This is a genomic window from Pseudochelatococcus contaminans, assembly GCF_014195635.1.
Classification (GTDB): Bacteria; Pseudomonadota; Alphaproteobacteria; order Rhizobiales; family Beijerinckiaceae; genus Pseudochelatococcus; species Pseudochelatococcus contaminans.
In genome coordinates this window covers 358,026-380,904 of record NZ_JACICC010000004.1, presented here as the reverse complement: position 1 = coordinate 380,904, position 22,879 = coordinate 358,026, and the positions used below count along the sequence as shown (strand labels likewise).

The window sequence follows — 22,879 nt, the reverse complement described above, 5'->3', positions numbered from 1 at the left end:
ATCGTATCCACGGTCTGGCGATTATGTGAGAGTGTGGCGGCTCGAAGGTTGTGGATTGCGGTTCAACGCGCCGAGTATCCGATATCGTTTCTATCCACGCTTCAGGCCATGCCCTGCGCTTGTATATATCGATAATATTACAATTTTCCGCCGGAAGTACTTATAGAGGGTGATTATACTTTGCCGGCGATAGTTGATTTGACGCATACTTGTGTCAGCCTTTGTCACATATCTGTGACGTTCGTAGCCAATAACCCCGCGTGATCGGCGCAAGGTCGCCGCGGGTTCAAGTCTCTGCCGGCAAGTCCCTGCCGGGTTATGACCGCCGACCTCGTCTTACGGGAGAGATTCATGAAAAAGCTGCTTGCCGCCCTGGCGCTTTCCGTTGCATTTGCGCTTCCTGCGCACGCTGAATTCAAGCTCGACAGCCGCTACACCGACGCCGACGGCGATCTGGTGGCGGATACCCCGACCGATCCTGCGCAGCAGATCGATCCTGACACGCTCATCTTCGCCTACACGCCGGTTGAAGACCCGGCTGTTTACGCCGATGTGTGGAAGGGCTTCCTGGAGCACCTCTCCCAGAAGACCGGCAAGAAGGTGCAGTTCTTCCCCGTGCAGTCCAACGCCGCGCAGATCGAAGCAATGCGCGCTGGCCGTCTGCATGTCGCGGGCTTCAACACCGGCGGCAACCCGCTGGCCGTGGCCTGCGCGGGCTTCAAGCCCTTCGCCATCATGGCGTCCAAGGACGATGCCTATGGCTATGAGATGGAAATCATCACCTATCCCGGCTCCGGCATCGAGAAGATCGAAGATCTGAAGGGCAAGAAGCTGGCCTTCACCTCGGAAACCTCGAACTCCGGCTACAAGGCTCCGTCCGCGCTGCTGAAGTCCGAATACAACCTCGAAGCCGGCAAGGACTTCGAGCCCGTGTTCTCCGGCAAGCACGACAACTCCATCCTCGGCGTTGCCAACAAGGACTACCCGGCTGCGGCCATCGCCAATTCCGTGCTGCAGCGCATGACGGCTCGCGACGTGGTGAAGCCTGAGCAGATCGTGACGCTCTACAAGTCGCAGACCTTCCCGACCACCGGCTACGGCGTTGTGTACAACCTCAAGCCCGAGCTGCAGGACAAGATCCGCGAAGCGTTCTTCGACTTTGACTGGACGGATTCGGCGCTGCTGAAGGAGTTCCAGAGCTCGGAGCCGCCGCAGGAGAAGTTCCTGCCGATCACGTTCAAGGATAACTGGGCTGTTATCCGCGCCATCGACGACGCTAATGGCGTAACCTACGACTGCAAGTAATCCTTCACTTGGCAAAACGAGACGCCGGGGTTCGTGTGAACTCCGGCGTCTCTGTCCATGTCATTCGAAGGATGTGATGCGAAGGATGAAGCGATGCTCCGGGTATCGGACCTGACGAAAACCTACAAAACCGGCGACAAGGCGCTCAAGGGCGTCAACTTCACGATTCCGGCGGGGCAGGTCGTGGGCCTTATCGGGCCATCAGGGTCGGGCAAATCAACCCTCATCCGCTGCATCAACCGCCTTGTTGAGCCCTCCAGCGGCAAGGTTTACCTGGGCGATCTCGACGTCACCGCCATGCCGCGTGGCCGGCTGCGGACGGCGCGCCGGCGTATCGGCATGATCTTTCAGGAATACGCGCTCGTAGAGCGCCTCACCGTGATGGAGAACGTGCTGTCCGGCCGTCTTGGCTACGTGCCGTTCTGGCGCAGCTTTCTGCGTCGCTATCCGCCTGCATACGTTTCCAACGCCTTTGCGCTGCTTGATCGCGTCGGCCTCATCGATCATGCGGACAAGCGCGCCGATGCGCTTTCCGGCGGCCAGCGCCAGCGTGTCGGCATCGCCCGTGCCCTGGAACAGGATCCGGAACTGCTTCTGATCGACGAGCCCACTGCCTCGCTCGACCCGCGCACCTCGCGCCAGATCATGCGGCTGATCCTCGAAATCTGCCGCGAGCGGCAACTGCCGGCTATCATCAACATTCATGACGTACTGCTGGCGCAGGCGTTTGTGGAGCGCATCATTGGCCTGCGCGCGGGCGAGATCGTGTTCGACGGACCGCCCGACGCGCTCGATACCGATGCGCTCACCCGCATTTACGGCGAGGAAGATTGGGCCGCCATGCGCAAGCAGGCGGACGATGACGCTTCCGATGATGCCGAAAGCGCCGCGCAGGCGCGTGAGGCTGCAAGCCGGCTGGCGAGGATCGCCTGATGACCGCCGCGTCATATCCGGGCCGCTGGAAGCGGCCGCCGCTGTTTATTCGCTCTCGCGCCACGCGGCTGCTGGTTTACGGCGGACTGGCAATTTACCTGCTGCTGGCCCTTTCGACGGTGGAAGTAAACTGGCTGCGCGCTTACGAGGGCCTTGAACGCGGCTGGCGCTTTGCGCAGGGCTTTTTGTTGCCGGATTTCACCTCGCGCTGGCGTGACATCGCCACCGGCATTCAGGAAAGTCTGACCATGACGGTGTGCTCCACCGTCGTCGGCATTTTGATTTCCATCCCGATCGGCATCGGCGCCGCGCGGAACCTTGCACCCATGCCGGTGTATCTGGTTTGCCGCGCCATCATCGCCGTGTCTCGCGCGTTTCAGGAAATCGTCATCGCCATTTTGCTGGTCGCTATGTTCGGTTTCGGCCCCTTCGCCGGCTTCCTGACGCTGTCTTTCGCTACCATCGGCTTCATTGCGAAGCTGCTTGCGGAAGACATCGAGGAGATTGACGAAACCCAGGCCGAGGCCATCCGCGCCACCGGGGCATCGTGGCTGCAACTCGTGAACTACGCCGTGCAGCCTCAGGTCATGCCGCGCCTCATCGGGTTGTCACTTTATCGCCTCGACATCAACTTTCGTGAATCGGCGGTGATCGGCATCGTCGGCGCGGGCGGCGTGGGCGCGACGCTCAACACCGCCATCGATCGTTATGAATACGACAGCGCGGGCGCGATCCTGCTCATCATCATCGGTATCGTCATGGTGGCCGAATATGTGTCGGGCATCATTCGCAAGCGGATTCAGTAGCATGCCGGTTACGATCATCAATGGGGAACGGAACTGGCGGCGCTACACGCCGACGCGGGACATCATCGGCTTTGCCGCGTGGCTGGCGCTGGTGGCATTCTTCGTCTTTTGCTGGCAGATCATGACGAAAGACACCATGTGGGTCTTCGTCTATGATGCGCCGACGCAAGGGGCGGACATCCTGTCACGCGCCTTCCCACCACGCTGGTCCTATATCAACCAGTTGTGGAAGCCGCTGTGGGACACGCTGAACATGGCGACCCTCGGCACGTTGCTCGGCACGGCTATCGCGGTTCCCATCGCCTTCCTCGCCGCCCGCAACACCACACCCAGCCATGTGGTGGCGCGGCCCGTGGCGCTGTTCATCATCGTGGCGTCACGGTCGATCAATTCGCTCATCTGGGCATTGCTGCTGGTGTCGATCCTCGGGCCGGGCATGCTGGCCGGCATTATCGCCATCGCACTGCGCTCCATCGGCTTCATCGGCAAACTGCTCTATGAAGCCATCGAGGAGATTGATGAAAAGCAGGTGGAAGCGGTTTCGGCCACCGGCGCAACGTCGCTGCAGATCATCGATTACGCTATCGTGCCGCAGGTGCTGCCGTCGTTCATCAGCTCAATGGTGTTCCGTTGGGATATCAACATCCGCGAGTCGGCGATTCTCGGGCTCGTCGGGGCAGGGGGCCTTGGCCTCAACCTGCAATCCTCACTCAACGTTCTGGCATGGCCGCAGGTAACAACGATCTTCATCGTCATCCTCGCCACCGTCATCATCTCCGAATGGGTGTCGGCGCGGGTGCGGCAAGCGATCATCTGATAGCGCTCACTTGCGTTCAGCTCCATGACCGGAACTGAACGCAAGCTGTTATAGAATGAAGCCGATCTTAATTCACTCCCACTCGATGGTGCCGGGCGGCTTTGAGGTTATGTCGTAGGTGACGCGGTTGATGCCTTTGACTTCATTGATGATTCGCGTTGCCACGCGGCCAAGGAAGTTCATGTCGAAGGCGTAGAAGTCGGCTGTCATGCCATCGACCGACGTTACGGCGCGCAGGGCCAGAACGTGTTCGTAGGTTCGGCCATCGCCCATCACGCCGACAGAACGCACTGGCAGAAGCACCGCGAAAGCCTGCCAGATGTCATCGTAGAGACCGGCGCGGCGAATCTCTTCCAGATAAACAGCGTCGGCGTGACGCAGGATCTCAAGCTTTTCCGCCGTGATCTCGCCGGGGCAGCGGATGGCCAGGCCAGGGCCGGGGAAGGGGTGGCGGCCGACGAAGACCTCGGGCAAACCAAGCTCGCGGCCGAGGTTGCGCACCTCATCCTTGAACAGTTCCCGTAGCGGCTCCACCAGCTTCATGTTCATGCGCTCGGGAAGGCCGCCGACGTTGTGATGGCTCTTGATCGTCACCGATGGACCGCCGGTGAAGCTCACGCTCTCGATGACGTCAGGATAAAGCGTGCCCTGCGCGAGGAAGTCGACAGCCCGGCCATCGCGTTCCTTGAGCTTGCGCGCCTCGGCGTCAAACACATCTATGAACAGCTTGCCGATGATCTTGCGCTTCGTTTCGGGGTCGGTGACGCCCTTCAGTTCTTCGAGGAACAGCTCCTGCGCTTCAACATGCACCAGCGGAATGTTGTACGCATCGCGGAAAAGCTGCACGACACGCTCGGCCTCACCAAGGCGCAACAGGCCGTGATCCACGAAGACGCATGTCAACTGGTCACCGATTGCCTCGTGAATCAGCACCGCCGCCACTGCGGAATCCACACCGCCCGACAATGCGCAGATCACGCGGCTGTCGCCCACCTGCTCGCGGATGCGGGCGGTCGCTTCCGCGCGGAACGCGGCCATCGTCCAATCACCCGTACATTTGGCGATGTTGCGAACGAAGTTGCGGATGAGGCCGGCGCCGTGCGGTGTGTGCACGACTTCCGGGTGGAACTGCACACCATAGAAATGCCGCGCTTCATCGGCGATGACAGCGTAGGGCGCGTTTTCGGACGTTGCGACCACGGAAAAGCCTTCCGGCAGCCGCGTAACCCGGTCACCGTGGCTCATCCACACCGGGTAGTCTTCGCCGACGCGCCAGACACCATCATAAAGCGCGCTTTCCGACTTGACCTCGACTTCCGCCCGCCCGAACTCGCGGTGGTGGCCGCTTTCGACGGCGCCGCCAAGCTGGGCAACCAGCGTTTGCTGACCATAGCAAATGCCAAGGACTGGAACGCCTGCCTCGAAAATCTCCTGCGGGGCGCGCGGACTGAAGTCCTCCGTCACGGAAGCAGGGCTGCCGGACAGGATGACTCCCTTCGGCTTCAGCGTGCGAAATGCCTCCGCCGCGCGGGTGTAGGGCACCACTTCCGAATAAACCCGCTCCTCGCGGACGCGCCGGGCGATGAGCTGCGTTACCTGGCTGCCGAAATCGACGATGAGGATCTTGTCGTGGGACGGTTCGGTCATGGGTCTCGGTCTTTGTCGGTTGGCGGAACAGGCTTATATGAACGCGTTGTTTCAGCCGGCTTCGGCTAACAAAGCTGCTCGGCGTGGGGTCTCGCCCTCGATATCCGTGAGCGGCGTGGGATAATCACCCGTGAAGCAGTGATCGGAGAACTGCGGTGTAACCGGGTTACGGCCCTGATAGCCACACGCGCGATAAATGCCGTCCACAGAGAGAAACGCGAGCGAGTCCGCTCCGATGATCTGACGCATTTCTTCCACAGTGTGGCTGGCGGCCAGCAGCTTGTCGCTTTCCGGCGTATCGATGCCGTAATAGTCCGGGTGGGCGATCGGCGGGCTGGCGATGCGGAAGTGAACTTCCCGTGCGCCGGCGTCGCGCATCATCTGCACGATCTTCTTCGAGGTGGTGCCGCGCACGATGGAATCGTCTACCAGCACGATGCTCTTGCCTTCGACCGCGCCGCGGTTGGCGGAATGCTTCATGCGCACCCCTAGCTCGCGCACGGACTGCGTCGGCTGAATGAACGTGCGGCCCACGTAATGATTGCGGATGATGCCCAGCTCATAGGGAATGTCGCAGGTGCGCGCATAACCGATTGCCGCCGGCACGCCGGAATCGGGAACGGGCACGACCACATCGGCCTCTGCCGGGGCCTCGATGGCGAGCTGCGCGCCCATCTTCTTGCGCACGTCATACACGCTGCGGCCGTGAACGATGGAATCCGGCCGCGAGAAATAAATGTATTCGAAAATGCAGGGCCGGGCGGGTCGCTGACCGAACGGCTTGATTGATTCGATGCCGTTCTCGTCGATGACAACAACCTCGCCATTCTCGATATCGCGGATGAACTGAGCGCCAATGATGTCAAGCGCGCATGTTTCGGACGCGAGGATGTAATGGCCGTCAAGCTGGCCCAGAACCAGAGGGCGAATGCCGAGCGGATCGCGCGCGCCGACCAATTTCTTGTTGGTCAGCCCGACGAAGGAATATGCCCCTTCGAGTTGCTTCAACGCATCGATGAAACGGTCGACGAAGCGTATCTGGCGACTGCGGGCGACCAGATGCAGGATGACCTCGGTGTCGCTCGTGGACTGGCAGATCGCCCCCTGATTGACCAGCTCACGACGCAAGGTAAGGCCGTTGGTCAGATTGCCATTATGCGCGACGGCGAAACCGCCCCCGGACAACTCCGCGAACAGTGGCTGGACGTTGCGCAGCATCGTTTCGCCAGTGGTGGCATAACGTACGTGCCCGATGGCCGAACTGCCGGCAAGACGCGCCATCACCTGGGGGTCGGAGAAGTTGTCGCCGACCAGCCCCAGGTGGCGTTCGGAATGAAATCGGACGCCATCGAACGATACGATGCCGGTGGCTTCCTGTCCCCGGTGCTGCAGGGCATGCAGGCCGAGAGCGGTGATCGTCGCGGCTTCCGGATGACCCGTAATACCGAAAACGCCGCACTCCTCGTGCAGCGTGTCTTCATCAAGATCGAAACAGTCATCGGAGAGCGGATTGACCGATCGATGATTGACCATTGCATGTCCCCCGGCAGAAGCCATCCGTCCAGTTACGAACTGAAGCGCTGGGTCGGCTGATTGCATCGCCATGCGCTCCGTCATCTGTGTTTTACAGCAACCTGCGTTCAATTCGAGGCATCGGCCTGAACGCAAACCGTTTCTAAAGCGTTTTCAAGCAAAGTGGATACCGCCTTGCGTGAAGAAAAACGCGTCAAACCAAAAGGATAGAGCATTTTGGCGTTTCAACGAAATGCCGAAATGCTCTAGCAGGGACCGCAGATCCATGCCTGAACCGGGCATGCCACGGCCTCACGCTTTCAGCCTGTCACGCCCGCTTCATGTGCGCGATGTGCATCCAAATTGCCAGTCCCCTGCGCGCACGGCAGACTTGCTTCACAGGATTGTCATATGACGACCCGGTGCATGGACAGCTTGCGACCGCATCCACCGATTCGGCCACACCGCTATCTTACTGTGTTCCCGCCGGAGGCGTGAGAAGCAGCTGCTGGATCTGGTCTCCATTGCCGCCGCTGCGCTGGCCGGGATCGGTGTCGGCCGGGGCTGCATCCTCACCGCCGCGCTGGGGCGAGACTTTCTGCAGGATCCGGTCGCCGAAATCGGCCGGCAGCAAGCCCAGAAGGGCGTTGCCGGTGCTTTGCAGCAGGGGGCGGGATCTGGCGTCGCGCGCCCATTCGGGTTGCGCTTCCGGCTTCACCAGCCAGTTGAAGAACAGGAATGCGATGGCGCAGATCAGGATGCCGCGAAATGCGCCGAACACAAACCCGAGCGACCTGTCCACCGCGCCGATGCGCGAATCGAGGATGAGGTCGGAAATCTGCACCGTCACGAAGGACACCAGCACCAGCACGACGATGAACACCGCTGCGATGGATGCCACCTGCGCCACGGTGGGGTTGCTGATGTAAGGCTCCAGATGCGGCAGCACGAACGGGTGCAGGTAAAAGGCCGCGATGGCGGCGGCAACCCACGAGGCGATCGCCAGCGTCTCACGCGTCACGCCGCGCACGGACGCGAGCAGCGCGGATATCAGCACGACGCCGATGACGATCAGATCAAGCAGAGCGATGGGCATTGGCCGGCACCTTGAATGCAATGGGCAAGGGATGAACTGAAAACGAGAGTGTGTATAGCGGCATAATCGCGCCGCGTCACCTGTCGAGCGAGGCCGCGCGCCTTTCTCTGCCGGCCTGTGGACGTTGCGCCGCTATCGCGGCCACGAGATCGGCAATATGGCTCATGCTGGAGAGCGCCAGCGGCGCGCCATCGGTGACGTCCTTGAGGTTGGCCGGCACGATAGCGCGCGCGAAACCGAGCTTGCCGGCCTCCTTCAGCCGGGCAGGGGCCTGCGCCACCGGGCGCACCGCGCCGGAGAGGCCGATTTCGCCGAAATAGACGGATTCCGGCGACAACGGCGCACCGGCCAGCGACGACACGAGCGCGGCGGCGGCGGCGAGATCGGCGGCAGGCTCATTGACGCGTAGCCCGCCTGCCACGTTGAGGTAGACATCGTGCTGCCCCAGCTTGAGCCCTCCGCGCGCTTCAAGCACCGCCAGCACCATCGAAAGCCGCGCCGGATCCCATCCCACGACAGCCCGTCGCGGCGTGCCGAGCGAGGAAGGCGCGACGAGTGCCTGAATTTCCACCAGCAGCGGGCGCGTACCCTCCATACCCGCGAACACCGCCGCTCCGGGGGCGGAAAGATCGCGTCCTGCCAGAAACAGCGCCGATGGATTCGCCACTTCCGCCAATCCGTGGCCTGTCATCTCGAATACGCCGATTTCGTCCGTGGGGCCGAAACGGTTTTTGACCGCGCGCAGAATGCGGAAGTGATGGCCGCTGTCGCCCTCGAACGAGACCACGGCATCCACCATGTGCTCGACAACGCGCGGGCCGGCGATCTGCCCGTCCTTGGTCACGTGACCGACCAGAATCACCGATGCGCCGGTGGTCTTGGCGAAACGGATCAGCGATTGCGCGCTGCCGCGCACCTGCGTCACCGTGCCGGGGGCGGCCTCAATGGCGCTGCTCCACATGGTCTGGATCGAATCGATCACCAGCAGCCCCGGCGGCGGCCCGGCGGACAGCGTGGCGATGATATCCTCCACGTTGGTTTCCGCCGCCAGTTCCACAGGCATCTTCGTCAGCCCGAGCCGCTCGGCGCGCAGGCGCACCTGCGCCACAGCTTCCTCGCCGGAGATATAAACCACGCGGCTGCCCCGCCCGGCGAGCGCGGCACATGTCTGCGTCAGCAGCGTGGACTTGCCGATGCCAGGATCGCCGCCGATCAGGATGACCGAGCCCGGCACGAAACCACCGCCGGTGACGCGATCCAGCTCCGCGATCCCGGATACCAGCCGCGGCGTTTCCAGGCTGGCCCCGGCCAGTCCCTCAAGCGCGAAAACGCGCCCCTTGCCCCGGGCGCTGGCTTTCGCCCCGGTGACGGGCGCGGCTGCGGATTCCTGCGAGAGGGAGTTCCATGCGCCGCAGGCGTCGCACTTGCCCTGCCAGCGCGTGTGCACCGCGCCGCAACTCTGACATATATATGAGGGCGATTTCGCCAAAGGTACGATCCGTTACATATGATGATCGGGCAGGTGATCGTCGCTGGCGAGGTTGCCGAAGCGCGTCACGTCAGCCTGGAAGGCGAGGCGCACGGTGCCCGTGGGGCCGTGGCGCTGCTTGCCGATGATGAGTTCAGCCGTGCCGTGGGCCTGATCCATCTCGGTCTGCCATTTGAAATACTCCTCGGTGCCCATCTTGGGCTCCTTGTTCTTGAGATAGTATTCCTCGCGGAAAACGAAAAGCACCACGTCGGCATCCTGCTCGATGGAGCCGGATTCGCGCAGGTCCGAGAGCTGCGGGCGCTTGTCGTCACGGTTTTCCACCTGACGCGACAGCTGCGACAGCGCCATGATCGGCACCGTGAGTTCCTTGGCCAGCGCCTTGAGGCCCGTGGTGATCTCCGTCAGCTCCTGCACGCGGTTCTCGCCGCGCTTCGATGAGCCGGACAGCAGTTGCAGGTAGTCCACCACCAGAAAATCCAGCCCGCGCTGGCGCTTGAGACGCCGCGCCCTCGCGGCGAGCTGGGCGATGGAGATGCCGCCGGTCTGATCGATGTAGAACGGGAGCATCTGCATTTCGCGCGCCACGTCCGACACGCGATAGAACTCATCCTCGGCGATGTCGCCGCGCCGGATCTTGTAGGACGGCACCCCCGACTGTTCCGCGATGATACGGGTCGCAAGCTGTTCGGCGGACATTTCCAGCGAGAAGAAACCGACGATGCCGCCGTTCACGGTTTTCAGCGAGCCGTCTGGCTGCTTCTCGCCGCGCCACGAGCGCGCGACGTTGAAGGCGATGTTGGTGGCCAGCGCTGTCTTACCCATGCCGGGACGTCCGGCGAGGATGATAAGGTCCGACGATTGCAGCCCGCCCATCGTGCGGTCCACATCCGTAAGGCCGGTCGCGATGCCGGAGAGGTTGCCGTCGCGTTTGTAGGCGGCGGCGGCGACATTGATCGCCGATGTCAGCGCATCCGAAAAGCGCAGAAACCCGCCGTCGTAGCGGCCGGTTTCCGCCAGCTTGTACAGCCGTTGTTCCGCCGATTCGATCTGGTCGCGCGGGGTTGCGTCGACAGGGGCGTCGTAAGCGGTGTTGACGATATCCTCGCCGATATTGATCAACTCGCGGCGCACGGCAAGATCGTGAATGGTGCGGCCGTAATCCTCGGCATTGATGACCGTGGTCGCCTCGGCGGCCAGCCGGGCGAGATATTGCGGAATCGTGATGCCGCCGAGATCGTGATCGCCGAGAAAGGTTTTCAGCGTGATCGGGGTCGCGATCTTGCCGGCCTTGATCAGCGAGGATGCCACCTCGAAAATGCGCCGGTGGATATCCTCCTGGAAATGCGGGGGGTCAAGAAAGTCGGACACGCGGAAGTAAGCGTCGTTATTGACAAGGATGGCGCCCAGCAGCGCCTGTTCCGCGTCGATGTTGTGCGGGGCCTGCCGATACTGGAGTTCGGTGTCCGCCTCAAGGCGGCCCGCAAGCGTGCTGACGATGCTCATGTTTCCCCCAGTGAACACCGGCAGCGCAACAGCCGGTGCCATCACCCGATGGTAAAATGGATCTGTACACGTTGCGTATGCGATTCGCGATTGGCGGGGAATCTATCCCCGCTTTGCACCGGGCGGCGCTCTTTCCTTCAAGGCGCGCGCGGCTTGCTCCGTTTCGCGCAAGCTTGCCTCCCCGCGCGGAATATAATCGCGCGTCAACGGTACGGCGTCCTGCCGCTTGGCAAGCTGGATCTGGAAAACCATCATCCCGTCATAGCGGAAAGCCATCTCCGACGCGGCGAGGTAAAAGTCGAACATGCGGAAAAATCGCTCGTCATACAGCGCTTCGACCTCCTCGCGCCGTTGATGGAAGCGGGTTCGCCACGCCTTGAGCGTCTCGGCATAGTGCAGCCGCAGAATTTCGATATCCGTGACGATCAGGCCAGAGCGTTCGATGGCCGGCAGCACTTCGGACAGCGCCGGGATGTAGCCGCCGGGGAAGATATATTTGGCGATCCATGAATTGGTGGTGCCGGGACCGTCAGAGCGGCCGATGGCATGCAGCAGCATCACGCCGTCTTCGGCCAGCAGACCCGCCGCCTTGTCGAAAAAGGTCTGGAAATAAGGCACGCCGACATGCTCGAACATGCCGACCGAGACGATGCGGTCGAAGCGCCCGTCGAGGCTGCGATAATCGGTGAGTGAAAAGCGCGCCTTGTCCGCCAGATCCAGTGCCTGCGCGCGTTCGTTGGACACCGTGAACTGCTCCGTCGATAGCGTCACGCCAGTAACGTCCGCTCCGCAGTTCTGCGCCAGATATAATCCAAGCCCGCCCCAGCCACTGCCGATATCGAGCACTCTCTGCCCAGGTTTGACAAGCAGTTTGGCAGCGATGTGACGCTTCTTGGCAAGTTGCGCTTCATCGAGGCCATCAGCCGGCGGGGGAGGTGGAACGACGGTTCCGTCCCGGCACGCAACTGTATAGGGCGTGGGCGGCCGGCTCTCGACAGGGCCGTCAAAGTACGCGCATGAGTACTGCTGGTCCGGGTCCAGAAAAAGCCGGTAGAGTTTCCCGTCCAGATCGTAATGGTGGGCGACATTGCGGCGGGAGCGGCTGGCGAAGTTCAACTGCTCGAACACCCGGAAAACACGCCGCCAGATCCGCTGCATCTTGATTGGCGCAAACCTGAGACCGCTGTTGACGTTGCGCATCGCAAGCGCCACCAGATCGCCGATATCTCCCGCCGTTACAACGAGATCGCCGTCCATGTACAACTCGCCCAGCGTCAGGTCCGGGTTGAGAAGCAGGCGCCGCGAGGCGCGGGCATCGCGGATGTGAATGGCAACCGGCAGACCGGAGCCATCACCGACCTGAAACGGCGGCTCCTTGCCAACCGTTACGCTGAGAGTTCCCTGTCTGATCAGACGACTGAGAGCAAACTGTAACCACCTAGCCATTGCCGACCCCGTGAAATCAGATTATTGATCAAGTCACCATATCACAATGAATAAAAAAGGGGAACGCTGATGCGTCCCCCTTCAATATTAGCCGATACATCAGCTTTGTCAGCGCCATCCAGCCATCGCAGGTGGATGACTTGCCGGGGAGATGCCCCGGCAGATTGCGTCGCGGATCAGACGGCTTCGTCGTCTTCGGCAGCGTCGGCCAGTGCCGCGCCGACTTCCAGGCCAAGCTCGTCGAGGTCCAGCTCTTCGCGAGCCAGCACGTCCTCGCCGCGGCCCTGACGCTCTGCTTCCTCGGGGCTACGGGCCACGTTGAGCGTAACGTTGACTTCGACTTCCGGGTGCAGGCTGACGGGCACCGTGTGCAGGCCCAGCGTCTTGATCGGCGTGTGCAGCACGATCTGCTGGCGATTGACGCTGAAGCCGCCTTCGGTCAGCGATTCAGCAACGTCACGCGCGGCCACGGAGCCGTAAAGCACGCCGGACTCGCCAGCCTGACGGATGAGAACGAAGCTCTGACCGTCGAGCTTCTCGCCAACGGCTTCCGCTTCCTTGCGCAGTTCGAGGTTGCGGGCTTCAAGCTGCGAGCGCTGGTTTTCGAAGCGCTGCTTATTGCCTTCCGTGGCGCGCAGCGCCTTGCCGCGCGGCAGCAGGAAATTGCGTGCGTAACCGTCCTTGACGCGGACGGTGTCGCCGATCTGGCCAAGACGGGCTACGCGTTCGAGCAGAATGACTTCCATTGTTGATCTCCTTGAGGTTCGTCTTTTTTAAAAATTCAGCGAGTGGTCGCCGAGATACGGCAGTTCACCGAGATGAGGGAGGTTTGGGCGCGCCCGCACGCTGGCGCAGAGCGACCGCGAGTGCTCCGACGATTGCCAGAACCGCAACGACCCAAACCGACAGCAGCAGCAGCGATGCGTAAAGGATGGCAAGCAGAACAGGGCGGGCGCGGTTTCCGCGCGTTGCCAGATGGATGCTCGCCAACCCCTGCAGGGATAGCGCTGCGCCCATTCCGCCAAGTGCCGCCGTCGCTGCAAGCCCGCTATATCCGGGCAGGATGGCAGTGCCGATAGCCGCGAATGCGACGATGATCAGAGCCTCGCGCGGCAGCAGCGTTTCTGGAATGGATGGCCACTGACGCGGCAGCCTGTCCGATACGCGCACCGTATATGCCGCGATCCAGAGGTTGATGGTCAGCATGTAGGTGAATGTCGTCGCCGCAACCAACGGCACCGCAGCCGCTACAAGGCTGACGAGCGTGGCGATTTCCGCCTCGTCGGGATGCGTTGGCCCGCTGCCGATCATGGCGCGAATCATCTCCTCCACCCCGTTCCTGTAGTCGGGGAAGGAGGGACCAAGGGCAATCGCGCCGATGAGTGTGATAAGTGTGGCTGTCGCGGCAATCCACACCAGAAGGCGGCCAAGCGGATACCATTCGAGGTTCCCCGCGGCATCGCTGCGCCCCAGAAGCGCCAGATAGGCAAGCCACCACGCCGGCGCGCCGACGGCAATGGCGAATACAGCCCCGGCTGCCGGCGCGAGAAAAATAGCGCAGACGAGCGAGCCGACAATTGCCGCGACAAGTCCGGAACGGTGGTTCCAGCCCAAAGCGGCGATCAGAATGGGGAGGGGGGCGATATAAGACAGCAACATGGCCAGCAGCGACATGGTCGCCACGACGCCGAACAGGAGGGCTGAGACAAGGCCCGCCCCCGTGCCTATGAGAAGTATCATTGCCATCGTCAAGCTGTCCCGCTGCCTGTGCAGGGTTAGAAGCGGTTTATCCGCCTCAACAAGCTTTTTCTGCAGTTTGCGACATAACCATGCTCGAAAGAGCAACCTGCGCACGCACGAAAAAGCGACTCGTATTCATTGTGAACAGCCGCACCATTATGGCGCGGCTGCTGATCTCTGAAATACCTGAAACAGATCAGGCGATCACGTAAGGCAGCAGGCCGAGGAAGCGGGCGCGCTTGATGGCGCGGGCCAGTTCACGCTGCTTCTTCGCCGAAACGGCGGTGATGCGCGAAGGAACGATCTTGCCACGCTCGGAGATGTAGCGCGACAGCAGACGCGTGTCCTTGTAGTCGATCTTCGGGGCATTTGCGCCGGAGAACGGGCAGGTCTTGCGGCGGCGGAAGAAGGGGCGGCGCGGAGCGGCTCCAGTGGTCATGCTCAGTTCTCCTCGGAATCGTCAGCGCTGGCTTCGTCGCGCGTGTTCTCGCGACGCGGGCCACGGTCGTTGCGGTCGCCACGGTCGAAACGACCGCCGCCACGCTCGAAGCCGCCGCCTTCACGGTCACGACGGTCGTCGCGGTCACGCTTCTGGAGGATGACGGACGGGCCTTCCTCAAGCTCTTCGACGCGGATGGTGAGCGAGCGGAGCACGTCTTCGTTCAGACGCTGCAGGCGCTCGACCTCCGCAACGGCATCAGCCGGCGCGTCGAGGTTGAGAAGGGTGAAGTGAGCCTTGCGGTTCTTGCGAATGCGGTAGGCAAGCGCGCGGATACCCCACGGCTCGATCTTCGTGACCTTGCCGCCGTGTGCTTCGATGACGCCCTTGTACTGTTCGACAAGCGCTTCAACCTGCTGCGCTGTCACATCCTGGCGCGCCAGAAAAATATGCTCGTAAAGAGACATTCGTGGCCTTTCAGTTCTGAACCAAACGTTTCTCCGGCGCAAAGCCCTTCGAGCCCCGTCACCAAGGCCCGAGCGGTGTTGCGTCGAAGGCGGAGACACGGGACGAAAAGGGATAAAACCCTCATGCCTATCAAGGCACCGTCCGTTCAGCCCCCAGCCGGAGATAACGCGAAGAGGGGCACATACACCACAACCACACCCGGAGCAAGGCCATAACCGGGAATTGATGCCGCTTTTCTCCCGCAAGCATTGTGCCTGAGGTTTTCGCGAACCTTTCCCGCCTTGACCGGTTCAGCACATATCGATCTGGACACGCCGGTTATCCATATCAACGGGATGGCCGCTTCTTGCGCCCCTATATATAAAGCATGTCACTGCAATCATCAGGAAGGATGAGGCCCCATGATCGTCGGTATCGGTTCCGACCTCTGCGATATCAACCGCATTACCCGGACGCTGGAGCGCTTCGGAGAGCGATTCACCCATCGCATCTTTACCGAGGGGGAGCGGGCGAAGTCCGATCGCAGAGCGGCGCGTGCGCCATCTTACGCTCGCCGATTCGCTGCCAAGGAAGCATGTGCCAAAGCGCTAGGAACCGGCTTATCGCACGGGGTGTTCTGGCGTGACATGGAGGTGGTCAACCTGCCGGGTGGCAAGCCCACCATGCGTTTGACGGGTGGAGCGGCCGAGAGACTTGCAGCAATGCTGCCCCCTGGACATCGCGCCGTCGTTCACGTCTCCCTGACAGACGATCCGCCGCTGGCTCAGGCATTCGTCATCATCGAGGCACTGCCCGACTCGCATGCATGATGCTGTACAGATAAAAAAAGGGGCCACATGCAAAGCATGCGGCCCAAGTCTAGGGAGGAAACGCCCAAGAAGGGCAGCGATAGGCAGAGCCATATCGCAATGCAACAATACCCGGATCGCAGAATATGGCAAGGGGTTGTGCATGCAAATTTGGAATACCAAGATTGCGCTTTCGCGACTGATCAGTCGCATTTATGGATGAATTTTGCCACGATCACGCCAAAATCGTTACAATGCCTTGATTTCACGATAGGACATGCATCCTGTCCTTATTGCATCATTATGCGTCAGTGGCATGTCGGGGCGATTGGCGGGCTCGCGGCAGATTGACGCGCCAATCGCTTTTTCAGGCGTTATGTCGGTCATCAGATGATGCAGAGGGATTTTCCGTCGATATGCCAGCGAAAAATGATACCTGTTTTTTTGTATGATGCCCTATCGTCCGGAAACGGCTTCGTTTATGGAGTGCGCAGGTCTGCATTGCAGGTTGATTCTGGTTTCGTTCCGGCCTGTTCCGTTGATAGGGCTTTGTTTTTTGAGATCGTGCCTGTCTCCGCGCTGACGAGCGGGAGGGGCACGGTGCGGTGGATTGGTTGTCATGTCGCATAACACGTTCGGTCACCTGTTTCGCGTCACCACGTTCGGTGAGAGCCATGGTCCGCAGATCGGCGCGGTTGTGGACGGCGTTCCGCCTCGTATTCCGCTGACCGAGTCGGATATTCAGGCTGACCTTGACCGCCGGCGGCCTGGCCAGTCGCGCTACACCACCCAGCGGCAGGAGCCTGACCGGGTGCGGATCGTCTCCGGCGTCTTCGAAGATCCGGAAACCGGAGAGCAGGTGACAACCGGCACGCCTATCGGTCTGGTGATCGAAAACGTTGACCAGCGCTCCAAGGACTACGGCGACATTCGCAATACCTATCGGCCCGGCCATGCCGATTATGCCTACGAGGCCAAGTATGGCATCCGTGATTACCGCGGCGGCGGTCGCTCCTCCGCGCGGGAGACGGCGATGCGGGTCGCAGCAGGGGCAATCGCTCGCAAGGTCGTGCCGGGTCTGGTCGTGCGCGGGGCGCTGGTGCAGATCGGTCCACATACGATCGACCGCAACAGGTTTGATTGGGACGAGGTGGCGCGCAATCCGTTTTTCTCACCGGATGCCGTCGCGGCTGAAACTTTTGCCGCTTATCTCGATGATATCCGCAAAAGCGGGTCTTCCGTCGGCGCGGTTGTCGAAATCGTCGCGGAAGGTGTCCCGGTCGGGCTGGGTGCGCCGCTTTATGGCAAGCTGGATGCGGATATCGCTGCCCTTCTCATGAGCATCAATGCCGTGAAGGGGGTTGAGATCGGCGCTGGCTTTGCCGCTGCTGCGCTCACCGGCGAGGAAAATGCCGATGAAATGCGGGCCGGGAATGCCGGCGCTCCGGCCTTTCTCTCCAACCATGCCGGGGGCATTCTCGGCGGAATTTCCACCGGGCAGCCAATCGTCGCGCGGTTTGCCGTCAAGCCGACATCATCCATCCTGACGCAGCGCCGGAGTGTTGATCGCACCGGAGCCGAAATGGATGTCATGACCAAGGGGCGTCATGACCCTTGTGTTGGCATTCGCGCGGTGCCGGTGGGCGAGGCTATGGTGGCTTGCGCAATCGCGGATCATTATCTGCGTCACCGGGGGCAGGTGGGGCAAACCCCGCAATGGCCGCAGCAGGATAGCTAATTCAGCAGCATTAAATTGTGCTTGATCGCACATCGCTGCTTCTGTGAAACTATTTTAGTTGAACTAAATCGCTCCTGCCCGTAGCATGTTTCCATGAAACTGGCGAAGTGGCTCGATATCAATGGCATCCCGCGCGTAGAGTTTGCGCGTCGCATCGGTGTTTCGCCGGCGGCAGTTACGCAGTTGTGCAACAACAGCGCGGGTTGGCTGTCACGCGAGACGGCCGAGCTTGTGCTGCGCGAAACGCGCGGAGCCGTGACGCCGAACGACTTTCTCGGCGCGCCATTCGGCCTACGGGATTTTGACCTTCAGGAGAGTGTGATGACCCAATCGGTTAAGGAAGCCATCGAGGCTTTCAAGCGCGGTGAAATCGTCATCGTGACCGATGATGATGACCGTGAGAACGAGGGCGACCTTATCTGTGCGGCCTCATTGTGCACGTCGGAGATGATGGCGTTCATCATCCGGCACACATGCGGAATTGTTTGCGCGCCGGTTTCGTCGGATGAGGCCCGCCGTCTGCGGCTGGAGCCGATGGTCGCCACGAACGATGCCCCGCTCGGCACCGCATTTACCGTCACCGTCGACGTTCGCCACGGCTTGACTACTGGCATTTCCGCCGAGCAGCGTGCCAACACGGTGCGGGCGTTGGCGAATCCCGCCATGGGCCCGGGCGATTTCGTGCGCCCCGGCCATGTTTTTCCGCTGATCGCACGCGATGGCGGCGTGCTCATGCGTTCCGGCCATACCGAGGCGGCCGTGGACCTGTGCCGCCTTGCAGGTCTGCCCCCGGTCGGCACGATCTGTGAACTGGCCAACGACGATGGCACGGTGATGAAGGGCGAGCAGATCGATGCTTTCGCTCTTGAGCACGGTCTGAAGCGTATTTCCGTCGCGGACCTTATCGCCTATCGTCAGGCGCGGGAAAGGCTTGTCGAGCGTGTCGGCACGTTCCCCGTACAGGCTGAATTCGGCGAACTCACGGGTTACGGCTACATTACGCAATTCGACGATGTGCATCATTTCGCGTTCGTCTATGGCGACATCAGCAGCGGTGAGGATGTGCCGGCGCGGCTGCACAGGGCTGATGTGATCGGCGATATTTTCGGCGGAAAATCCCTGCACAGAGCGCTGGACTACTTCCGGCAGAAGGGGCGCGGGGTGCTGGTCTACTTGCGCGACGGTACTGCCGGTGTTCCCGTCAACCGCCCGGATGAGCCCGAAGGCACCGAAGCGGAACGTGTGCGGCAGTGGCACGAGGTGGGGCTTGGCGCGCAAATCCTGCGCGATCTTGGTGTGTCCTCGATTGATAACGTGGCGACTTCAGCGCGCGATTATGTCGGGCTGTCCGGCTTCGGCATCACGATCTCCCGCACGACTGTTCTGGAAAAATAAGGTGCTGGATGTCCCGCTGCGTGATCAGCGGCGGGGCATCCGGTTACGGCTTCTCATGACGGTTGTCTCGTGGCGACGCCTGCTTCCAGAGCGCCGGATGTTCTGACGCTATCAGAACATGCGCTCCAGATTCGATCTTTCACCGCAACTTGCTTCCAACGCGATGAGTCGACTTGAACACAAACTGCATCTAGGGGCGGCGCGCAGGTGTTGGCAGAAGACTGAACGGTTTCTTGTGACGGCGCGGCTGCATTTTGAATAATGTGTTCGTGGGCGCGCTGCCGACCTTCGACAGGTTCAAGCGGGCGCGGGCTGTTGCCTCAGGTGCAAACTCCGACGACTCAACGGCGTCCCCTGGTTCGCCTGTATCGTTGCAGCGGCGGGGTGCAAAGCCGAACTCGCGCCGGAAGTTGCGATAAAATGTCGAGACATCGCGAAAACCGGCGTCATGCGCAATCGAGGCTACTTTTGTCGCCATCTGTGCATGGAGCTGATGGCGGGCTTCTTCCAGCCGATAACTCAACACGGTCGCGCGTAGCGATAGGCCAGCCTCCGAAAATGCATTGTAAAGCTTGCGCACAGATACGGCGCAATGACGGGCCAGCCGCGCAGGCGTTACGTCGGTATCGCCGGCATGGTCGCGCAGGTAGTTTTGCACCGTGGTCACAAGATCGCGACGGCGGCACGATGGTACGATGATCCGTCCACCCGCAATGGAGGTGCCGTCTTTCGCCGGAAGAAGCGCGCGGATATAATTGCGGATCAATTCTTCCAAAAAGAGTGTGTCGCGAACTCTATCGGTATCCGCATAATCATTGGTCAGGTCCATACTGCGCAGCAGGCGCTCGCCCACAACGCGTAGGCCATTGCGCCAGTCGCCATCCGTCTGACAGGGCGCCGCACCAGATATTATTACCGTGCCGCGAAGCAGGGCCGCGATTTCCGGAAGTGACCGGATCACCAATGCTCCCGTCAGGCATGTGCCTCCCTCATCGTCCGGGAGAACTGTAAAGTCCGTGTCCGGGCCAATGATGGCCACATCCAGCCGATGGAACGTGCCGCCAAGCCGCAGCGACACCAAGCCCCGGCGGGAAAACAGAACGGTGACAAATGTCTGCCTGGCGGCGCGGGATGTTGCGACATGCCTTACCTGTCGTGAGTGACTGGCGTCGATGGCCAACACTTCGGCTGACATAAGAACCTGAGCTGCAAATGAAGCATCTGTCGGGTCTGCCGTTGCAGCCAGCAGCGGTCCACAAACGCGGTTGAACGTGGCCGCGTCAGTGATGCCCAGCATCAACTCGCCGTCATCCGCATCGGGAAGGTGCGTCATCCCGGACAGTGAGCCCTGGAAGCTCTTGCGGCGGTGCTCATGCGCTTCGTCAGCAATCATGTTCATTCCAGGAAATTCCTTATTTAGAATGTCTATAATCTTGATTCCACCCGTCATCATTCCGTTGTTACCTTGACCGTAACACTTCAATACTTATTTCTGGCGGAACTGTGTCAGAATCGTCATAATTGCGCAACCTGACAGCGAAGCATGTCGCTTATGTCACAGGAACAATACACGCTCCACGTGTATTTGCAACCTTAGATTGCATACCTCGCGCATTAATTGCAATCGAGGGTTGTATTTTTGGTTTTGCCTGTACCTGTGCCGCCAGATTTGCTGCTGGCCCTGTGTTTTTCTGCACAGTCCGCACGCGTTTGTGATCAGGATGCGTGGGTTGCCATGATTAGCGGATGCGGCGACAATGACGTCTCTCCGCATGTCAGAAAAAACCCGGAAAGAATATAACTATTCGAATTTTGGAGAATTATTCTCGATCAAATAAAATTGTTTGTCAGAGCGGCGCTGATGCCGGATCGATCGGGCCGGGGAGGGCCATCAGATGACTGATACACTCTTTTCCCACGACGACAGCGTGGCGGCGGGGCAGGTGGTTCAGGTCGAGCCGCTTGTGCGGCGTGTCGTCGGGCCCAATCCCGGGCCATACACATATACCGGCACGTGCACGTATCTCGTGGGCGACGACGAGGTGGCGATCATCGATCCGGGGCCGGACGATCCGGGGCATCTGGCCATCTTGCTCGACGCGACGGCTGCCGGGCGGCGTGTGTCGCATATTGTGGTGACTCACACGCACCGCGACCACACGGCGGGCGTGGAAGCGCTGCGGGCGGCGACTGGCGCTCCTGTCGTCGGTTGTGCGCCACATTTTTCCGCCCGCGCGTTGCAGGTTTTCGAGCGCAACGAGGCGGCGGCGGACCTCGATTATGCTCCGGATCGCGTGCTTGCCGACGGTGATCGCGTATCGGGCAAGGGCTGGACGCTTGCCGCCGTCGCCACGCCGGGGCACACGGCGAACCACCTTGCATTCGCGCTGGAGGAAAACGGAGCGCTGTTTTCCGGCGATCACGTCATGGCGTGGTCAACGACGCTGGTTGCACCGCCTGATGGTTCCATGGCGGCTTACATGGCCGCGCTTGCCAGCCTGCGCGAACGCGATGACCGCATTTATTGGCCGGGGCACGGCGGGCCTGTAGTCGACCCGCGTCGCTACGTGCGCGGGCTATTGAGCCACCGCCGACAGCGCGAGGCGTCGATTCTGGCGCGCATCGAAGCGGGCGATACGACCATTCCCGAAATTGTCGACAAACTCTATGCCGGGATCGGACCTGAGCTTCGCGGTGGAGCTTCCCTGTCGGTACTGGCGCACATTGAGAGCCTTGTTGCCGACAGGCAGGTGGAGTCCGATGGCCCTGTCCGCCCGGATGGGCGCTTCCGGCGCCGGTGAACCCGGCCGCGACTCGGACGGATCAGTCGTCGACCTCAGCAGAGGCAGGGGAGATTGACTCCATAAAGCCGATGATGCCCCCCGGCCCGGTGCCGAAATCGAGCAGTCGGTAACGGGGAATGCTGCGCACGTCGATGATCGTGCCGTGGGTATGGACGCGCAAGCGCACTGTGATGTCGACAGGCAGCCGCAGCAGACTTGTGTGGTGAACCGCGTCAATATGCCCAAGACCGAAGCGCCCGCCGGGCGGTGTGCGGTCGACGATTGTCCAGCCTTGATCTTCCGCCGCTTTCACCGCGCGGTTGAAAGCCTCTTCGTCGCGCAGATCGGTGCGCAGTGACGTGAACTCCGGATAGGCCCGACGCTGCATGCTGTGCAATTTCGCCGGATCGGTGACGGGCAGGGGCAAGTCCTGTGCGAACTGGTTGAGCCAGTCCACGACTTCGGCCTTTTCTCTGTTGGTCTGCCGGACAGAATTGTCCGGTGAGAGACCCGCTGCAGCCAGAAGGTCCACGGGTATATTGTGGGATGCTGCGGAGGGCGCGATTCCCGATCTTGCGGTGAGCGCCGTGGATGAGAATGAAAAAGCCGGTGGCCGGGTGGGGTCGGTCGACAGATCGGCGAGATAGGGTTCAAACAGCAGGCGCGCCGAAAAGAACGCGGGCAGGGCGAGAACCAGCCCGGCAATCACCAGTGCCTGACTGGCGCTGCGCAGGCCCTTGCGTCCTTCCCGCCAGATTTGCGCCAGTGCCAGAATACCGAGCACCAGCGCGATCAGCGCGATGGCCGTGGCGGAGCCGATGACCGCAAGGCCCGCTGCCAGATCCCCGCCCCCCCGGCGTGTCAGCACTACACCTGCCGCGAACACCGGCACGCTGAACAGCGCCAGGCGCAGCCCCCAGGTGGCCGCCCGGCTGACAGGCTCTTCAATAACCAGACGTCGCATCATCCAC

Annotated in this window: 20 protein-coding genes; 8 read left to right on the top strand and 12 right to left on the bottom strand. The window is 61.3% G+C overall.

Features of this window, described 5'->3' with window-relative positions:
* The first annotated feature begins 351 nt into the window (after positions 1–351).
* The 4 genes from phnD (at position 352) to phnE (FHS81_RS10325) (ending at position 3,861) form a co-directional block, all read left to right on the top strand.
* The gene (phnD, locus tag FHS81_RS10340) at positions 352–1,305 is read left to right on the top strand and encodes a phosphate/phosphite/phosphonate ABC transporter substrate-binding protein (protein WP_183752625.1); all 954 of its coding nucleotides are present in this window, start codon (positions 352–354) and stop codon (positions 1,303–1,305) included.
* A 93-nt stretch (positions 1,306–1,398) separates the two neighbouring features.
* Positions 1,399–2,238, top strand: a complete 840-nt coding sequence (phnC, locus tag FHS81_RS10335; RefSeq protein ID WP_183752623.1) for a phosphonate ABC transporter ATP-binding protein — start codon at positions 1,399–1,401, stop codon at positions 2,236–2,238.
* Positions 2,238–3,044: a phosphonate ABC transporter, permease protein PhnE gene (gene phnE, locus FHS81_RS10330; protein WP_183752621.1), complete on the top strand. Its 807-nt coding sequence runs from the start codon at positions 2,238–2,240 to the stop codon at positions 3,042–3,044. Before phnC ends, phnE (FHS81_RS10330) begins: the two co-directional genes overlap by 1 nt.
* A gap of 1 nt (position 3,045) precedes the next feature.
* On the top strand, positions 3,046–3,861 hold the full coding sequence (gene phnE, locus FHS81_RS10325; protein ID WP_183752619.1) for a phosphonate ABC transporter, permease protein PhnE: 816 nt from the start codon (positions 3,046–3,048) through the stop codon (positions 3,859–3,861).
* 72 nt (positions 3,862–3,933) lie between these two features.
* On the opposite strand, the gene guaA is transcribed toward phnE (FHS81_RS10325), so the two are convergent.
* The 10 genes from guaA to rpsF all read right to left on the bottom strand — a co-directional run bounded on the left by guaA (position 3,934) and on the right by rpsF (position 15,203).
* Positions 3,934–5,508 carry a glutamine-hydrolyzing GMP synthase gene (gene guaA / locus FHS81_RS10320; RefSeq protein ID WP_183752617.1) on the bottom strand — a complete coding sequence of 525 codons (1,575 nt, stop codon included), beginning with the start codon at positions 5,506–5,508 and terminating at the stop codon, positions 3,934–3,936.
* A 51-nt stretch (positions 5,509–5,559) separates the two neighbouring features.
* Entirely contained in the window at positions 5,560–7,041 is a 1,482-nt protein-coding gene (gene purF / locus FHS81_RS10315) for an amidophosphoribosyltransferase (protein WP_246374944.1), read from the bottom strand.
* Between the two features lie 451 nt (positions 7,042–7,492).
* A complete protein-coding gene (locus FHS81_RS10310) occupies positions 7,493–8,116 on the bottom strand; it encodes a CvpA family protein (RefSeq protein WP_183752613.1) in 624 nt (207 codons plus the stop codon).
* Positions 8,117–8,192: 76 nt separating this feature from the next.
* Positions 8,193–9,605 carry a DNA repair protein RadA gene (radA, locus tag FHS81_RS10305; protein ID WP_183752611.1) on the bottom strand — a complete coding sequence of 471 codons (1,413 nt, stop codon included), beginning with the start codon at positions 9,603–9,605 and terminating at the stop codon, positions 8,193–8,195.
* Positions 9,606–9,617: 12 nt separating this feature from the next.
* Positions 9,618–11,111: a replicative DNA helicase gene (locus tag FHS81_RS10300; protein ID WP_183752609.1), complete on the bottom strand. Its 1,494-nt coding sequence runs from the start codon at positions 11,109–11,111 to the stop codon at positions 9,618–9,620.
* A gap of 102 nt (positions 11,112–11,213) precedes the next feature.
* On the bottom strand, positions 11,214–12,557 hold the full coding sequence (locus FHS81_RS10295) for an SAM-dependent methyltransferase (protein ID WP_183752607.1): 1,344 nt from the start codon (positions 12,555–12,557) through the stop codon (positions 11,214–11,216).
* A 176-nt stretch (positions 12,558–12,733) separates the two neighbouring features.
* On the bottom strand, positions 12,734–13,303 hold the full coding sequence (rplI, locus tag FHS81_RS10290; RefSeq protein ID WP_183752605.1) for a 50S ribosomal protein L9: 570 nt from the start codon (positions 13,301–13,303) through the stop codon (positions 12,734–12,736).
* A 64-nt stretch (positions 13,304–13,367) separates the two neighbouring features.
* Complete coding sequence (locus FHS81_RS10285; protein ID WP_183752604.1) at positions 13,368–14,303, bottom strand: DUF2232 domain-containing protein; 936 nt, start codon at positions 14,301–14,303, stop codon at positions 13,368–13,370.
* Between the two features lie 190 nt (positions 14,304–14,493).
* Positions 14,494–14,736, bottom strand: coding sequence for a 30S ribosomal protein S18 (gene rpsR / locus FHS81_RS10280; protein WP_183752603.1), 243 nt, complete (start codon positions 14,734–14,736; stop codon positions 14,494–14,496).
* 2 nt (positions 14,737–14,738) lie between these two features.
* Entirely contained in the window at positions 14,739–15,203 is a 465-nt protein-coding gene (gene rpsF / locus FHS81_RS10275) for a 30S ribosomal protein S6 (protein ID WP_183752602.1), read from the bottom strand.
* A gap of 402 nt (positions 15,204–15,605) precedes the next feature.
* On the opposite strand from rpsF, the gene acpS reads away from it, so the two are divergent.
* The 3 genes from acpS to ribB all read left to right on the top strand — a co-directional run bounded on the left by acpS (position 15,606) and on the right by ribB (position 19,125).
* Positions 15,606–16,013 (top strand): holo-ACP synthase, encoded by a 408-nt coding sequence (gene acpS / locus FHS81_RS10270; protein ID WP_183752601.1) that lies wholly within the window; start codon positions 15,606–15,608, stop codon positions 16,011–16,013.
* 598 nt (positions 16,014–16,611) lie between these two features.
* On the top strand, positions 16,612–17,730 hold the full coding sequence (aroC, locus tag FHS81_RS10265; RefSeq protein ID WP_183752600.1) for a chorismate synthase: 1,119 nt from the start codon (positions 16,612–16,614) through the stop codon (positions 17,728–17,730).
* A 93-nt stretch (positions 17,731–17,823) separates the two neighbouring features.
* On the top strand, positions 17,824–19,125 hold the full coding sequence (gene ribB / locus FHS81_RS10260; RefSeq protein ID WP_183752598.1) for a 3,4-dihydroxy-2-butanone-4-phosphate synthase: 1,302 nt from the start codon (positions 17,824–17,826) through the stop codon (positions 19,123–19,125).
* Between the two features lie 190 nt (positions 19,126–19,315).
* Here the strand turns inward: ribB and FHS81_RS10255 are convergent, their stop codons facing one another.
* Positions 19,316–20,524, bottom strand: a complete 1,209-nt coding sequence (locus FHS81_RS10255; RefSeq protein ID WP_183752595.1) for a helix-turn-helix transcriptional regulator — start codon at positions 20,522–20,524, stop codon at positions 19,316–19,318.
* Between the two features lie 496 nt (positions 20,525–21,020).
* Between FHS81_RS10255 and FHS81_RS10250 the strand changes: the two genes are divergently transcribed.
* Entirely contained in the window at positions 21,021–21,926 is a 906-nt protein-coding gene (locus FHS81_RS10250) for an MBL fold metallo-hydrolase (protein ID WP_183752593.1), read from the top strand.
* A gap of 22 nt (positions 21,927–21,948) precedes the next feature.
* Here the strand turns inward: FHS81_RS10250 and FHS81_RS10245 are convergent, their stop codons facing one another.
* Complete coding sequence (locus FHS81_RS10245) at positions 21,949–22,875, bottom strand: DUF1499 domain-containing protein (RefSeq protein ID WP_183752591.1); 927 nt, start codon at positions 22,873–22,875, stop codon at positions 21,949–21,951.
* Between the last annotated feature and the right edge of the window lie 4 nt (positions 22,876–22,879).

Coding starts and splice junctions, on each gene's coding strand:
- phnC (WP_183752623.1), top strand. CDS start 1,399: ATGCTCCGGGTATCGGACCTGACGAAAACCTACAAAACCGGCGACAAG.
- phnE (WP_183752619.1), top strand. CDS start 3,046: ATGCCGGTTACGATCATCAATGGGGAACGGAACTGGCGGCGCTACACG.
- FHS81_RS10250 (WP_183752593.1), top strand. CDS start 21,021: ATGACTGATACACTCTTTTCCCACGACGACAGCGTGGCGGCGGGGCAG.
- FHS81_RS10245 (WP_183752591.1), bottom strand. CDS start 22,875: ATGATGCGACGTCTGGTTATTGAAGAGCCTGTCAGCCGGGCGGCCACC.
- rplI (WP_183752605.1), bottom strand. CDS start 13,303: ATGGAAGTCATTCTGCTCGAACGCGTAGCCCGTCTTGGCCAGATCGGC.
- FHS81_RS10255 (WP_183752595.1), bottom strand. CDS start 20,524: ATGAACATGATTGCTGACGAAGCGCATGAGCACCGCCGCAAGAGCTTC.
- purF (WP_246374944.1), bottom strand. CDS start 7,041: ATGGTCAATCATCGATCGGTCAATCCGCTCTCCGATGACTGTTTCGAT.
- aroC (WP_183752600.1), top strand. CDS start 16,612: ATGTCGCATAACACGTTCGGTCACCTGTTTCGCGTCACCACGTTCGGT.
- FHS81_RS10310 (WP_183752613.1), bottom strand. CDS start 8,116: ATGCCCATCGCTCTGCTTGATCTGATCGTCATCGGCGTCGTGCTGATA.
- phnD (WP_183752625.1), top strand. CDS start 352: ATGAAAAAGCTGCTTGCCGCCCTGGCGCTTTCCGTTGCATTTGCGCTT.
- guaA (WP_183752617.1), bottom strand. CDS start 5,508: ATGACCGAACCGTCCCACGACAAGATCCTCATCGTCGATTTCGGCAGC.
- FHS81_RS10285 (WP_183752604.1), bottom strand. CDS start 14,303: ATGGCAATGATACTTCTCATAGGCACGGGGGCGGGCCTTGTCTCAGCC.
- phnE (WP_183752621.1), top strand. CDS start 2,238: ATGACCGCCGCGTCATATCCGGGCCGCTGGAAGCGGCCGCCGCTGTTT.
- FHS81_RS10300 (WP_183752609.1), bottom strand. CDS start 11,111: ATGAGCATCGTCAGCACGCTTGCGGGCCGCCTTGAGGCGGACACCGAA.
- rpsR (WP_183752603.1), bottom strand. CDS start 14,736: ATGACCACTGGAGCCGCTCCGCGCCGCCCCTTCTTCCGCCGCCGCAAG.
- ribB (WP_183752598.1), top strand. CDS start 17,824: ATGAAACTGGCGAAGTGGCTCGATATCAATGGCATCCCGCGCGTAGAG.
- acpS (WP_183752601.1), top strand. CDS start 15,606: ATGATCGTCGGTATCGGTTCCGACCTCTGCGATATCAACCGCATTACC.
- rpsF (WP_183752602.1), bottom strand. CDS start 15,203: ATGTCTCTTTACGAGCATATTTTTCTGGCGCGCCAGGATGTGACAGCG.
- FHS81_RS10295 (WP_183752607.1), bottom strand. CDS start 12,557: ATGGCTAGGTGGTTACAGTTTGCTCTCAGTCGTCTGATCAGACAGGGA.